The sequence below is a fragment of the uncultured Pseudoxanthomonas sp. genome (assembly GCF_947498795.1).
In the GTDB taxonomy this organism is placed as follows: Bacteria; Pseudomonadota; Gammaproteobacteria; order Xanthomonadales; family Xanthomonadaceae; genus Pseudoxanthomonas_A.
Map to the genome: position 1 here is coordinate 745,617 of NZ_CANMLQ010000001.1, position 12,480 is coordinate 758,096.

A 12,480-nucleotide genomic window follows, 5' to 3' on the forward strand; every position below is an offset into this window, starting at 1 on the left:
GTGCGCCGTGCGCGCGTCCGCACGATGCCTGATCCGCATCCTGCGAACGGCGAACGGCGCACGCGGCATCAGGCGGCCAGCGTGGTCAGCAGGCCCTTCGCCGCATTGAACCGGTCCGGGGCATCCGGCATCGGCACCTTGATGCGCAGCTTGTCCGGCCCGTCCATGGCGTAGAGCTTCGGCTGCTTCTGGATCAGCTGGATCACCGCCATCGGGTCGATCTTCGGCTTGGCCTCGAACACGATGCGCCCGCCGTGCTCGCCCAGCTCCAGCTTGCGGATACCCATCGCATTCGCCGCCAGCTTCAGCTCGGCGGTGGCGAACAGGTACTTGGCCGGGTCCGGCAGCAGGCCGAAGCGATCGATCATCTCCACCTGCAGGTCGCGCAACTCCTCCTTGTCGCGCGCGCTGCTGATGCGCTTGTACAGCGTCAGGCGCGTATGCACGTCGGGCAGGTAGTCGTCCGGGATCAACGCGGGCACGTTCAGTTCGACCTCCGCGCCGCGACGCTCCTGGCCCAGGTCGACGTCGGGAAGGTGGCCGGCCTTGATGGAGCGCACCGCGCGTTCCAGCAGCTCGGTGTAGAGACTGAAGCCTACCTCCGCCATCTGGCCGCTCTGGTCCTCGCCGAGCAGTTCACCGGCGCCGCGGATTTCCAGGTCGTGCGTCGCGAGGGTGAAGCCGGCGCCCAGTTCGTCCATCGACGCGATCGCTTCCAGGCGGCGCTGCGCATCGGCGGTGATGCTGCGCTTGTCCGGCACCACCAGGTACGCGTAGCTGCGGTGATGCGAACGGCCGACGCGGCCGCGCAGCTGGTGCAGCTGCGCCAGGCCGAACTTGTCGGCGCGGTTCATGATGATGGTGTTGGCGTTGGGGATGTCGATGCCGGACTCGATGATCGTCGTGCACAGCAGCACGTTGAAACGTTGCTTCTGGAAATCCAGCATCACCTGTTCCAGCTCGCGCTCGGGCATCTGCCCGTGCGCCACGCCGATGCGCGACTCGGGCACCAGTTCCTGCAGCTCGCGCTGCATGCGGCCGATGCTCTCGACGTCGTTGTGCAGGAAGTACACCTGGCCACCGCGCGACAGCTCGCGCTGGAACGCCTCCTTCAGCAACGCCGCGTCCCAGGGGGTGACGAACGTCTGCACGGCCATGCGGTTGGCCGGCGGCGTGGCGATGATGGACAGGTCGCGCAGGCCTGCCATGGCCATGTTGAGCGTGCGCGGGATCGGCGTGGCGGTCAGCGTCAGCAGGTGCACGTTGGCGCGCAGCGCCTTCAGTGCCTCCTTCTGGCGCACGCCGAAGCGCTGCTCCTCGTCGACGATCACCAGGCCGAGATCCTTGAATTTCACGTCGGGCTGGAGCAGCCGGTGCGTGCCGACGATGACATCCAGCCTGCCGTCGGCCAGCTTTTCCAGTTCCGCCTTGATCTCCTTGGCCGTCTTGAAGCGCGAAAGCACTTCCACCTTCAGCGGCCAGTCGGCGAAACGGTCGCGGAAGTTGCGGTAGTGCTGTTCGGCGAGCAGCGTGGTCGGCACCAGCACCGCCACCTGCTTGCCCGCGCTGGCGGCAGCGAACGCGGCACGCACCGCGACTTCGGTCTTGCCGAAGCCGACGTCGCCGCAGACCACCCGGTCCATCGGCTGGCTGCTGGCCAGGTCGCGGATCACCGATTCGATCGCGTGGTGCTGGTCGGGGGTCTCTTCGAACGGGAAACCGGCGGCGAACGGTTCGTACATCGCGCGGTCCAGGTGCAGGGCCAGGCCGGCGCGGGCCTGGCGGCGCGCCTGGATCTCCAGCAGTTCGGCGGCGACATCGCGGACTTTCTCCGCCGCTTTCTTCTTGGCCTTCGCCCAGGCTTCACCACCGAGCGAATGCAACGGGGCCGTTTCCACCGACGCACCCGAGTAACGGCTGATCAGGTGCAGCTGTGCGACCGGCACGTACAGGCGATCGCCCTTCGCGTATTCGATCTCCAGGAACTCGCCCGGCATGCCGCCGACGTCCATCGCGATCAGGCCGCGATAACGGCCGACGCCATGATCCTCGTGGACGATCGGCGCGCCTTCGGTCAGTTCACCGAGGTCGCGGATGATCGCTTCCGGCTCACGCCCGGTGCGCTTGCGCCGGTGCGCCTGCGTGGCGCGTTCGGGGAACAACTGGCGCTCGGTCAGCACTGCGATGCGCGGATCGTCCAGCGCGAAGCCGTCGGCGAGCGGCGCAACGGCGATGGCGAAGCGTGGAAGCCCCTCTCCCTCCGGGAGAGGGGTTGGGGTGAGGGTGCGGGACGTACGCGATGGTTCGGCTGCCGAGGTCTTCGCCGCACCCTCATCCGGCGCTGCGCGCCACCTTCTCCCGGCGGGAGAAGGAAGAAATGCGCTGAAGTCGGCAACCACCTCCGGCTTCAGTTCCGCCGCCTGCAGCACTTCCAGCAAGGCCTCGCGGCGACCGGGCGAATCGGCGGCGATCAGCACGCGTCCCGGGTAGTGGCCGAGGAACGACTTCAACGCGTCGCCGGCGGGCGCGTCCTTGGCAGCGACAGGCAGCGGTGGCAACGGGTGTTCGCCCAGCGGCAGCGCATCGGCATGCCGGCTGTGCTGCGTGCCGCAGACCTCGATGCGGGCGCGCCGGTTGAGGTGCTCGCGCAGTCCGTCGGGCGATAGATACAGCTCGTCCGGCGGCAGCAGCGGACGTTCGATGTCGTGGCGACGCTGCTCGTAGCGGTTGCGCGTCTGGGCCCAGAACGCTTCGGCCGCCTCGCCGAAGCCGTCGGTGAGCAGCGGCAGCGCGTTCTCCTGCAGGTAGTCGAACAGGGTCGACGTCTGGTCGAAGAACAGCGGCAGGTAGTACTCCACGCCGGCCGGCGCCAGGCCGGACTTCAGGTCCTGGTACAGCGCGCTGCGCCGCGTGTCGACGTCGAAGCGGTCGCGCAGCAGCGTCATCGCGCGTTCGACGGCGCGTTCGTCCAGCGGCACTTCGCGGCCGGGGAGCAGCTGCACGGCATCGGTCTTGTCGAGCGAGCGCTGGCTTTCCGGGTCGAAGTGGCGGATCGAATCGATGGTGTCGTCGAGCAGCTCGATGCGCAGCGGCGCGTCCGCACCCATCGGGTAGACATCGAGCAACCCGCCTCGCACGGCGAAGTCGCCCGGGTCGAGCACCTGCGGCACGTGGCGGTAGCTGGCCGCTTCCAGCCGGCGCTTCTCGGCGTCGAAGTCGAGCCGCTGGCCGACGCGGTAGTCGAAGCTGCCGCCGACGATGTGGCGCAACGGCGACAGCCGCTGCATCAGCGTCTGCACCGGCACGATCACGATGCCGCGCGCCAGCGTGGGCAGGCGATGCAGCGCGGACAGGCGTTGCGACACGATGTCCGGATGCGGGCTGAACTGGTCGTACGGCAGGGTTTCCCAATCGGGGAACGGCACCAACGGTATCGCGGGGTCGTGCCCCAGCAGCGTATGCAGGTCCGCTTCGAGCTGGTGCGCATCGTGGTTGTCGCGCGCGACGACCAGCAGCGGCCCGTCATGCGCGTGCGCGGCGGACGCGATCGACCAGGCGAGTGCGGTCGGCGATGCCGGGGCACGCCACCAGGCGCGCGACTGGCCGCCACGGGGCAGCGGCGGTGGGAGAGGGAAGGTTTTCGGGGCGTCGGTCATGGGGTCTGCAAAAACAACGGCAGCGCCGGACACCATGGATGGCCAGCGCGAAGGAACGCGGAGTTTACCAAGCGGGCTTGCCGGGGCCTGTCACGCCCGGGAACGGATCATTCCGCGGTGAGCGGATCGATCACGTGGGCAACCACGGAAATGCGGTCGACGGGAAAGCCGCCTTGCCGCGCATGTTCGAGCACAAGGTCTTCGCTCGATGCGCGGTAGACGCAGTAGAGGCGGTCATCGGTGACGTAGCTGTGCTCCCACTGGACCTGCGGGCCGAGGTCGTGGAGCACGCGGCACGAGGCCTGGGAGACGGACTTCAGCTCGACGGGCGTCATCAGGCCGGCGCCCTGGATGTCGCGTTCGATCAGATAGCGTGGCACGGTCGCCTCGAGGGCGGGTGGCGGGGTCACCCTGTACGCATGACACGCTGTCCACGGCCCGCACGGGCCGACCGCCGGTCGGCGCGGTCAGGGATCTTCGTTCAGGTCGAGCACCACGCGGACCAGTCCGGAGCCGTCGTTTTCGCGGACACGCTTGAAACCCAGCGACTGCGCCAGCGTCAGCATGGGCTGGTTGGTATCGAGCACGTCGCCATACAGGCGGTCGAGCTTCTTCGAGCGCGCCCACTTGGCCAGCTTGCGCATCAGGTGGCGGCCCAGTCCCTGGCCGGCGATGAAGTGGCTGACCAGGATGGCGAATTCGGCCTCGCGTGTCCGCGGCACCATGGCGGCGCGCGCCACCGCGCCCACGAGGGCCTCGCCCGGCGGAAGCGCCTCGGCGGCGACCAGGGCGAACTCGGTGTTGGGGTCCGGATGGGTCAGGCGCTGCGCCATTTCCGGCGTGAGCTCCTTCAGCGCATACATGAACCGGTGGCGGATCTCTTCGGGGCCCAGCAGGCCGAAGGCGCCCTGGATGGGACCGGCATCCTCCGGCCGGATCGGGCGGATCAGCAGCTCGCGCCCGCTGGGCAGGCGGAAGTGTTCATGCCAGGGCGGAAGGCGTTTCGGCGCAGTCATGGCGTGATGCTCGCATGAAATCCGGAACCGGGGCGAGGGTCGCCGGCCCGCCGGTTCAGGCGCCGTGGCGTTTGCCGCGCAGGCGCGAGATCCCCGTGACGACGGCCACGATCACCGCGCCGGTCAGCACGCCGATGCCTGCATTGAACAGGCTGTCCCACAGCCAGCCGAGCTTGCCTTCCGCATACGGCTGGATGACGTGGTGCAGCGCCGGGACGCTGTGGACGAGGATGCCGCCGCCGACCAGGAACATGGCGGCGGTGCCGGCGATGGACAGGAACTTCATCAGGTACGGCGCGCTGTAGAGGATGCCGCGGCCGAAGGCACGCTTGAAGCGCGCCCAGCCGGTAGCGCGCGCATCGGCGGTCAGCGCCAGGCCGGCATCGTCCAGTTTCACGATGCCGCCGACCAGGCCGTACACGCCGACGGTCATGATGGCGGAGATCGCCACCAGCGTCAGCACCTGCTCCATGAAGGTGCGGCCCGCGAGCGTGCCCAGCGAGATGACGATGATTTCGGCGGACAGGATGAAGTCGGTGCGGATGGCGCCCCGGACCTTGTCCTTCTCGAACGCGACCATGTCGACGTTCGCGTCCTGGATCGCGGCCACGCGCTCGGCGTGGCGCTGGGTGTCGTCTTCCTTGTGCAGGAACTTGTGGGCCAGCTTCTCCACGCCCTCGAAGCAGAGGAAGGCACCGCCGATCATCATCAGCGGCGTCACCAGCGGGATGTCGTAACCTCGCCCGTGCAGCCAGGTTTCCAGGGCGCTGATCGCGAGCGCCGCCGGCACCAAGATCGCCTTGTTGACCACCGAGCCTTTCGCCACGGCCCATACCACCGGCAATTCGCGGTCGGCCTTCACGCCGGTGACCTGTTGCGCATTGAGCGCCAGGTCGTCGCCCAGCACGCCCGCCGTCTTCTTGGCGGCCACCTTGGTCATCACGGACACGTCGTCCAGCAGGGTGGCGATGTCGTCGATCAGGGCGAACAGGCTGGATCCGGCCATGGATGAGGCGTCGTCTTGGGAAAGGGAGCGGCGATTCTCGCACAGCGCCCCGATGGATCAGGTCGCGGCCTTCACCCACTCCAGCCGATGGCTCGCACCGGCTTCGCCGAGGGTGGCGGCCAGTACCGGCAGCACCGGCGCCAGTGCAGCGTCGAGTTGCCACGGCGGGTTCACCACCAGCATCCCGCTGCCATTGAGGCGCAGCGGGGAGTCGTCCGGGCGGACCAGCAGTTCGGCGACGAAGGCGCCCTTCGAGGGCAGCGCGGCGGCCTTGCGGAAGAACGGCAGCAGGCTGCGCCGCTGCTTGACGGGATACCAGACCGCATACGTGGCGGCCGGCCAGCGCTCCAGGGCATCGCGCAGCGAGGCGATGATCTGCGGGTACTCCGCATCCTGCACTTCGTACGGCGGATCGATCAGTACCAGTCCGCGCGCGAAGCGTTGCGTGCCGAGACGCGGCGGCAGCAGGGCCTTCATCGCCGCATAGCCGTCGCGGGCATGGACGGCCACGCGCTCGTCGCCATCGAAGACCTCGCGCAACGCCTTCGCCTCGTCGGGCTGCAGCTCGCACGCCGCCAGCCGGTCCTGCGCACGCAGCGCCTGCGCGACCAGCAGGGGCGAACCCGGATAGGTGATCAGCGCGCCGACGGGATTGTTGGCGACCACGGCGCGCAGGTAGCGCTCGGCGGGGTCGGGCAGGCGGGCGGCGCCCATCAGCTTGAAGACGCCGTCGTCGGCCTCGGACGTCTTGCGGCTTTCCGCGCCGCCCAGCAGGTAGCGGCCACGTCCGGCATGCGTGTCCAGCACGAAGAACGGCGCGTCCTTGCGCTTCAGCGCATCGACCAGGGCCAGCAGCACGATGTGCTTGAGGACGTCGGCATGGTTGCCGGCGTGGAACGCATGGCGGTAATTCATGGCGCGCAGCATATATGCTTGCGCCATGCCCCGCGTACTGATTGCCGAAGACGAAGCCGCCATCGCCGACGCCGTGCTGTATGCCCTGCGCAGCGAAGGCATCGACGCCGACCACTGCCTGCTGGCCCGCGATGTCGTGCCGCGCGTCCGCGCCGGCGGCATCGACGTGGTGGTGCTGGACGTGGGCCTGCCCGACGCCAGCGGCTTCGACGTCTGTCGCGCGCTGCGCGGCTTCACCGAGGTGCCGGTGATCTTCCTGACCGCGCGCAACGACGAGATCGACCGCGTGCTGGGCCTGGAGCTGGGTGCCGACGACTATGTCACCAAGCCGTTCTCGCCACGCGAACTGGTGGCGCGCGTGCGTGCCCGCCTGCGTCGCAGCGGCGGTACCGCGCCGACAGTCGCGGGCGACTGGGTCGCGCGCGGTGACTTCGCGATCGACCGCGAAGGCCACCGTATCCGCTACCGCCAGCAACCGCTCGACCTGACCCGCTATGAGTACGCCCTGCTGGACGCGTTGCTGCAACGCCCCGGCGCCATCCTCAGCCGGTCCCAGCTGATGGATCGCGGCTGGGACAGCGATGCCGACAGCACCGACCGCACCGTCGACACCCACGTCAAGACGCTGCGCGCCAAGCTGCGGGCGGCCGGCGCCGACCCCGACCCGATCCGCACGCACCGCGGGCTGGGTTACGCCATCGAGGCCTGACATGCGCCTCGGGCTGAAGCTGGTCCTCGGCTTCTTCCTCATCGTCGGCATCGCCGCCTTCTTTGTGATGCGCGTGTTCGTCAACGAGGTCAAGCCCGGCGTGCGCCAGGCGATGGAATCCACCTTGGTCGATGCCGCCAACATGCTGGCCGAGATGGCGGCGGACGACCTGAAGACCGGCCGCATCGCCAGCGGCGCATTCGCGGAGAACGTGGCGCAGGCGCAGCAGCGGGACCCGAAAGCGTGGGTCTGGCGTTTCCAGAAGCGCACCGTGGATTACCGCGTCACCGTCACCGATGCGAGGGGCACGGTGGTGTTCGACTCGCAGGGGCGCGACGTGGGCCGCGACAACTCGCGCTGGAACGACGTCTATCGCACCCTGCGCGGCGAGTACGGCGCACGCTCCAGCGCGGAGGTGCCGGGCGACAAGACCAATACCGTGATGCACGTGGCCGCGCCGATCTTCGACCCGGCCGACCGCTCGACGCTGATCGGCGTGCTGACGCTGTCGCAGCCGAACCGCAGCATCGAGCCCTTCATCGTCGCCAGCCAGCGCAGCATCCTGCTGCGGGGGGCATGGCTGATCGGCATTTCCGCCCTGATCGGCGTGCTGATGACGTGGTGGCTGATGCGCGGCATCGGTAGCCTGAACCGTTACGCACAGGCGGTCAGCGCCGGCGAACCCGTGCCGCCGCCACGCCCGCGCACCGACGAGATCGGCGACCTCGGCCGTGCGCTGGAGACGATGCGCCGCAAGCTGCAGGGCAAGGCCTACGTCGAGCAGTATGTGCAGTCGCTGACCCATGAAATGAAAAGTCCGCTCGCGGCGATCCGCGGCGCGGCCGAGCTCCTGCAGGAACCGTTGCCGGAAGCCGATCGGCAACGCTTCGCGCGCAACATCCAGACCCAGGAGCAGCGGCTCACCGAGACCATCGACAAGCTGCTCGCATTGGCGGAAGTGGAGCAGCACGGGTGGCTGCAGCGCCGTGAACGCATCGATACCGCCACCCTCGCCGATGATGTGGTGCAGGGAGTCGGTGCGAAGCTGACCCCACAAGGCGTCGACGTCGTGCGGGTGCCCCAGGCCGGCGCGTGGGCCGTCGAAGGCGATGCCTTCCTGCTGCGGCGCGCGCTGGGCAATCTGCTGGACAACGCGATCGCCTTCTCGCCGCCCGGCGGCACGGTGGAGCTGGTCGTCGATGCCGTGGACGGACTGGTGCGCTTCATCGTGCGCGACCAGGGCCCGGGTGTGCCGGACTACGCGCGGGAGCGCGTGTTCGAGCGCTTCTATTCGTTGCCACGGCCGGAGGGCGGTCAACGCAGTTCCGGCCTGGGCCTGCCCTTCGTGCGCGAAGTGATGCGCCTGCACGGGGGCGAAGTCACGCTGGAGAACCGGCCCGACGGTGGCGCGGAGGCGGTGTTGTCGCTGCCTGCGCTGCAGCCTTGAGGGATGCCTTCTCCCCGCGTGCGGGGGAGAAGGTGCCCGAAGGGTGGATGAGGAGCGCTTCCCCATCAGGCTTCGCGTCTCTCGCCGATAACGCCGCGCCCGCTGACCATGTCCTCAAGCGCCATCGTCGACGGTCTCCGCTCGCCCCTCACCCGCCTTCGGCACCCTCTCCCCGTTAACGGGGAGAGGGAACCCCGCACTTCACACAGCCTTCAAACACGCTTCCTGCCGGTTGCACATCACCGGCGGACGATGCACCGCGTATCCAACCGGGGCATCGACATGAAGTCACTGAAGTTGCTGTTGCGTTTCCTCACCATCGGCGGGCTGGTCCTGCTGCTGCTCATTCCGCTGATGATGATCCGCGGCACCATCCAGGAGCGCGAGGCCTACCGGCATCAGGCCGTGGAGCGGGTCATCGAAGGCACGGCTGGCAAACAGCGCGTGACCGGGCCGATCCGCGTCGTCCCGTGGACCGAGGTCCGTCGCGTCGAGTGGCAGGACGACAAGGGTTCGAAGCGTTACCGCGACGAGAAGACTGCCGGCCACTTGTTGCAGATGCCGAAGACCTTGAACGTCGCGGGCCATCTGGCGCCCGCCGAACGCGCCGTGGGCCTGTACAAGGTACGCGTGTACGAATGGCATGCTGACCTAGATGCCACCTTCGAGTCCGCACTGCCGGGGCCGTCGGCCACCGGCGCTGAGCGCCAGTACGGCACGCCGTACATCGTGTTCGGCATTGCCGACGTGCGCGGTGTCGCCGGCACGCCCGAACTGAAGATCGATGGCGCGACGCTCCCGCTGAAGTCCGGTACCGGCTACCTGGGCGCGCGCCTGGACGGCATCCATGCCGAACTTCCTGCCGTCGCGGCGGGTCGCGTGGCGGGCCAGCAGGTGAAGATGAAGCTGCTCCTCAAGGGTACCGAATCGTTGTCCGTCGTCCCGCTGGGCGACACCAATGACATCCGGATCAAGTCCAGCTGGCCGCATCCTAAGTTCGAAGGCTATTCGCCGAGCAGCGACGTCAGCGGTTCCGGTTTCAATGCCACGTGGAAGATTTCCTCGCTCGCCAGTAACGCGCAGAAGCAGCTGCGGGGCGAGGACGATGGCGCGTCGCAGACCGACCGCATCGTCGACGGCCGCGTGCTGGCTGCGCCGTTGAACGGCGGCGTGGACGCGCTGCAGGTCAGCCTGGTGGACCCGATCGACGTCTACACGCAGGCCGACCGCGCCAGCAAGTACGGCATCCTGTTCGTGGTGCTGACGTTCGTGGGGTTCGCGCTGTTCGAACTGATCAAGCGCTTGCCCATCCATCCGCTGCAATACCTGCTGGTGGGCCTGGCACTGGCGATCTTCTTCCTGCTGCTGCTGAGCCTGTCCGAGCACATCGCATTCTGGAAGGCCTACCTTGTTTCCGCGGCCGCCTGCATCGGATTGCAGTTCGTCTACCTGTCGGGCGTGCTGCAGAGTGGAGCGAGGGCGGCCGGGTTCGCCGCGATGCTGACCTCGCTGTACGGGGTGCTCTACGGCCTGCTGGTGTCGGAAGACAATGCCTTGCTGATGGGCTCGCTGCTGCTGTTCGGCATCCTCGCGGCGATCATGTGGGTCACCCGCAAGGTGGACTGGTACGCGTTGGGCACGGAACTGCGCTGAGGCGGCCATGCTCGATGTCGACAGCCTCCATCGCCGCGCATGCCGCGTGCTGCCCGACAAGATCGGTACCGACGCGGTGCTGCTCGACGGTGCGGACGATCAACGGCTGGCCGCACTGTTGCTGCCGTTGTCGCATCGTCGTCAGGGCAGCCTCGTGTTCCGGTTGTCGTCGACCACGTTGCGGTCGCTGGCATCGCGCGCGGCGCAGTACCTGCAGGACGCGTGCCGGGCCAGGGAGGGCCTGGGACGCCGCGCGCGACCCTTGACGTACGCCGCGTGGAAGCAGGAAGGGACCGGTCCGGCATCGCGCTTCCGGACCTGCAGCATGGACGGCCGCGCCGGCCTCTGCCTCCTGCCCGCCGCGGCATCCGTCGTCTACGTCTGGGACGATCGCGGACTCGACCGGGCGGGGTGGCGTGCCGTCCTTCCCTAGTGCCTGCTGCGTCACGATCTCGCCGCGGCCGATGGCGTGCGCTAGAGTCCCGGGATGGATTCAGCGCCCACCATCGGCCTCTTCCGTGGCCCGGAGATCACGCCCTGGCTCGACGACGTCGCGCGCCTGCGCGTCGCGGTGTTCCGTGACTGGCCTTACCTCTACGAAGGCGATCCCGGCTACGAGCGCGACTACCTGGCCGCCTATGCCGCGTCTGCCGAGAGCATCTTCGTGCTGGCCATGCAGGGCGGGGACGTCGTCGGCGCATCCACGGGCCTGCCCCTGGCGGACGACACCGACGCCTTCCAGCAGCCGTTCCTTGCCGCGGGCATGGATCCCGAACAGGTTTTCTACTTCGGCGAGTCGGTGCTGCTGCCTGCCTGGCGGGGCCACGGCATCGGCCATGCGTTCTTCGATCACCGCGAGGCGCATGCGCGCGCCCTGGGGCGCTTCGGCTGGACGGCCTTCTGCGCGGTGGACCGCGATGCCGGCGATCCGCGCAGGCCGTTGGCGCAGCGCACGAACGAAGCGTTCTGGGACAAGCGGGGCTATGCACGACAACCGGGCATGACGATGCGGCTGGCATGGAACGAGATCGGCCGCGGTGAGGTCGACCACGCACTGACGTTCTGGCTGCGCGGACTGGAGCCATCACGATGAAGGTGGCCGTCGCCAAGTACGCGATCGGGGCGCCCGCCGATTTCGATGCCTTCGCCGAACGCCAGGCACGCGTGATCGGCGAAGCGGCGGAGCAGGGTGCGCGCGTGGCCGTGCTGCCGGAATATCTTTCGCTGGAACTGGCGGCGACCTTCGATGCCGCAGTGCAGGCCGACCTGCTGGCTTCGCTCGCGGCGATACAGCAGTACCGGGATCGCTGGCTCGCGCTGTATGCACGGTTGGCCCGGGAGATGGATCTGTGCATCGTGGCCGGCAGCTTCCTGCTCGCGCACGATAGGGGACGCTACCGCAACCGCAGCGATGTCTTCACGCCGCGTGGCGGGCATGCCTGGCAGGACAAGCTGCAGTTGACCGGATTCGAGAAGGCGCTCGGCGTCATCGAAGGTGGCGACGCGCTGACGGTATTCGACCTTGATGGCGTGCGGTGCGGGGTGTCCGTCTGCTACGACAGCGAGTTCCCGCTGCCGGTGCGTGCGCAGGCCGAGGCGGGCGCACGACTGCTGCTGGTTCCGAGTTGCACGGATACCGACGCCGGGGCCACGCGTGTGCGGGTCGGTTGCCTGGCGCGCGCGCTGGAGAACCGTATGTTCGTCGCGCAGGCGGTGACGGCCGGGGAGGCGCCCTGGAGCCCCGCGCTGGACATCAACACCGGCGAGGCGGCTATCTATGCCCCGATGGATCGCGGCCTGCCTGCCGATGGCGTGGTGGCGAAGACCGCCGGCGCCCAGGCCTGGGCGATCGCGGACCTGGATCTCGACGCCCTGGACCGCAGCCGTGCGGACGCGCAGGTGGCGAATGATCGTGACTGGGCGGGTCAGCTGCGGCCGGCACTCGTGCGCGCCAAACTCCAGTCGTTGTAGGAGCGCCCTCGGGCGCGATGCTTTTCCGCACATCCAACGAACAGCATCGCGCCCGAGGGCGCTGCTGCAACAGATGGTCGTGCTCGCGATGCCTGGCGTGACTGCCG

11 protein-coding genes are annotated in these 12,480 nt (G+C 68.5%); 6 read left to right on the forward strand and 5 right to left on the reverse strand.

Annotation, left to right across the window (positions count from 1 at the left end; genetic code table 11):
* Window positions 1-68 precede the first annotated feature (68 nt).
* The 5 genes from mfd to rlmJ all read right to left on the reverse strand — a co-directional run bounded on the left by mfd (window position 69) and on the right by rlmJ (window position 6,593).
* Entirely contained in the window at window positions 69-3,656 is a 3,588-nt protein-coding gene (gene mfd, locus Q0907_RS03620; RefSeq protein WP_299341585.1) for a transcription-repair coupling factor, read from the reverse strand.
* 107 nt (window positions 3,657-3,763) lie between these two features.
* Window positions 3,764-4,066: a DUF4242 domain-containing protein gene (locus tag Q0907_RS03625; protein ID WP_299341589.1), complete on the reverse strand. Its 303-nt coding sequence runs from the start codon at window positions 4,064-4,066 to the stop codon at window positions 3,764-3,766.
* A gap of 57 nt (window positions 4,067-4,123) precedes the next feature.
* Entirely contained in the window at window positions 4,124-4,672 is a 549-nt protein-coding gene (locus Q0907_RS03630) for a GNAT family N-acetyltransferase (RefSeq protein ID WP_299341591.1), read from the reverse strand.
* 55 nt (window positions 4,673-4,727) lie between these two features.
* Window positions 4,728-5,678, reverse strand: a complete 951-nt coding sequence (locus Q0907_RS03635; RefSeq protein ID WP_299341593.1) for a DUF808 domain-containing protein — start codon at window positions 5,676-5,678, stop codon at window positions 4,728-4,730.
* Window positions 5,679-5,735: 57 nt separating this feature from the next.
* Window positions 5,736-6,593, reverse strand: coding sequence for a 23S rRNA (adenine(2030)-N(6))-methyltransferase RlmJ (gene rlmJ / locus Q0907_RS03640; RefSeq protein ID WP_299341595.1), 858 nt, complete (start codon window positions 6,591-6,593; stop codon window positions 5,736-5,738).
* Between rlmJ and creB the strand changes: the two genes are divergently transcribed.
* From creB to Q0907_RS03670, 6 genes are all read left to right on the forward strand, one after another.
* A complete protein-coding gene (gene creB / locus Q0907_RS03645) occupies window positions 6,592-7,302 on the forward strand; it encodes a two-component system response regulator CreB (RefSeq protein ID WP_299341598.1) in 711 nt (236 codons plus the stop codon). The genes rlmJ and creB overlap by 2 nt on opposite strands.
* A gap of 1 nt (window position 7,303) precedes the next feature.
* Window positions 7,304-8,749 carry a two-component system sensor histidine kinase CreC gene (gene creC / locus Q0907_RS03650; RefSeq protein ID WP_299341601.1) on the forward strand — a complete coding sequence of 482 codons (1,446 nt, stop codon included), beginning with the start codon at window positions 7,304-7,306 and terminating at the stop codon, window positions 8,747-8,749.
* Window positions 8,750-9,031: 282 nt separating this feature from the next.
* Window positions 9,032-10,402, forward strand: coding sequence for a cell envelope integrity protein CreD (gene creD / locus Q0907_RS03655; protein ID WP_299341604.1), 1,371 nt, complete (start codon window positions 9,032-9,034; stop codon window positions 10,400-10,402).
* A gap of 7 nt (window positions 10,403-10,409) precedes the next feature.
* Complete coding sequence (locus tag Q0907_RS03660; RefSeq protein ID WP_299341607.1) at window positions 10,410-10,835, forward strand: hypothetical protein; 426 nt, start codon at window positions 10,410-10,412, stop codon at window positions 10,833-10,835.
* Between the two features lie 54 nt (window positions 10,836-10,889).
* A complete protein-coding gene (locus Q0907_RS03665; protein WP_299341608.1) occupies window positions 10,890-11,495 on the forward strand; it encodes a GNAT family N-acetyltransferase in 606 nt (201 codons plus the stop codon).
* Entirely contained in the window at window positions 11,492-12,373 is an 882-nt protein-coding gene (locus tag Q0907_RS03670) for a carbon-nitrogen hydrolase family protein (protein ID WP_299341610.1), read from the forward strand. The genes Q0907_RS03665 and Q0907_RS03670 overlap by 4 nt, the downstream gene beginning before the upstream one ends.
* Window positions 12,374-12,480 lie beyond the last annotated feature (107 nt).

Bases quoted from the DNA above. Each gene is read 5' to 3' on its own strand.
- mfd (WP_299341585.1), bottom strand. From the start codon at position 3,656: ATGACCGACGCCCCGAAAACCTTCCCTCTCCCACCGCCGCTGCCCCGT.
- Q0907_RS03630 (WP_299341591.1), bottom strand. From the start codon at position 4,672: ATGACTGCGCCGAAACGCCTTCCGCCCTGGCATGAACACTTCCGCCTG.
- Q0907_RS03635 (WP_299341593.1), bottom strand. From the start codon at position 5,678: ATGGCCGGATCCAGCCTGTTCGCCCTGATCGACGACATCGCCACCCTG.
- creB (WP_299341598.1), top strand. From the start codon at position 6,592: ATGGCGCGCAGCATATATGCTTGCGCCATGCCCCGCGTACTGATTGCC.
- rlmJ (WP_299341595.1), bottom strand. From the start codon at position 6,593: ATGAATTACCGCCATGCGTTCCACGCCGGCAACCATGCCGACGTCCTC.
- creC (WP_299341601.1), top strand. From the start codon at position 7,304: ATGCGCCTCGGGCTGAAGCTGGTCCTCGGCTTCTTCCTCATCGTCGGC.
- creD (WP_299341604.1), top strand. From the start codon at position 9,032: ATGAAGTCACTGAAGTTGCTGTTGCGTTTCCTCACCATCGGCGGGCTG.
- Q0907_RS03660 (WP_299341607.1), top strand. From the start codon at position 10,410: ATGCTCGATGTCGACAGCCTCCATCGCCGCGCATGCCGCGTGCTGCCC.
- Q0907_RS03665 (WP_299341608.1), top strand. From the start codon at position 10,890: ATGGATTCAGCGCCCACCATCGGCCTCTTCCGTGGCCCGGAGATCACG.
- Q0907_RS03670 (WP_299341610.1), top strand. From the start codon at position 11,492: ATGAAGGTGGCCGTCGCCAAGTACGCGATCGGGGCGCCCGCCGATTTC.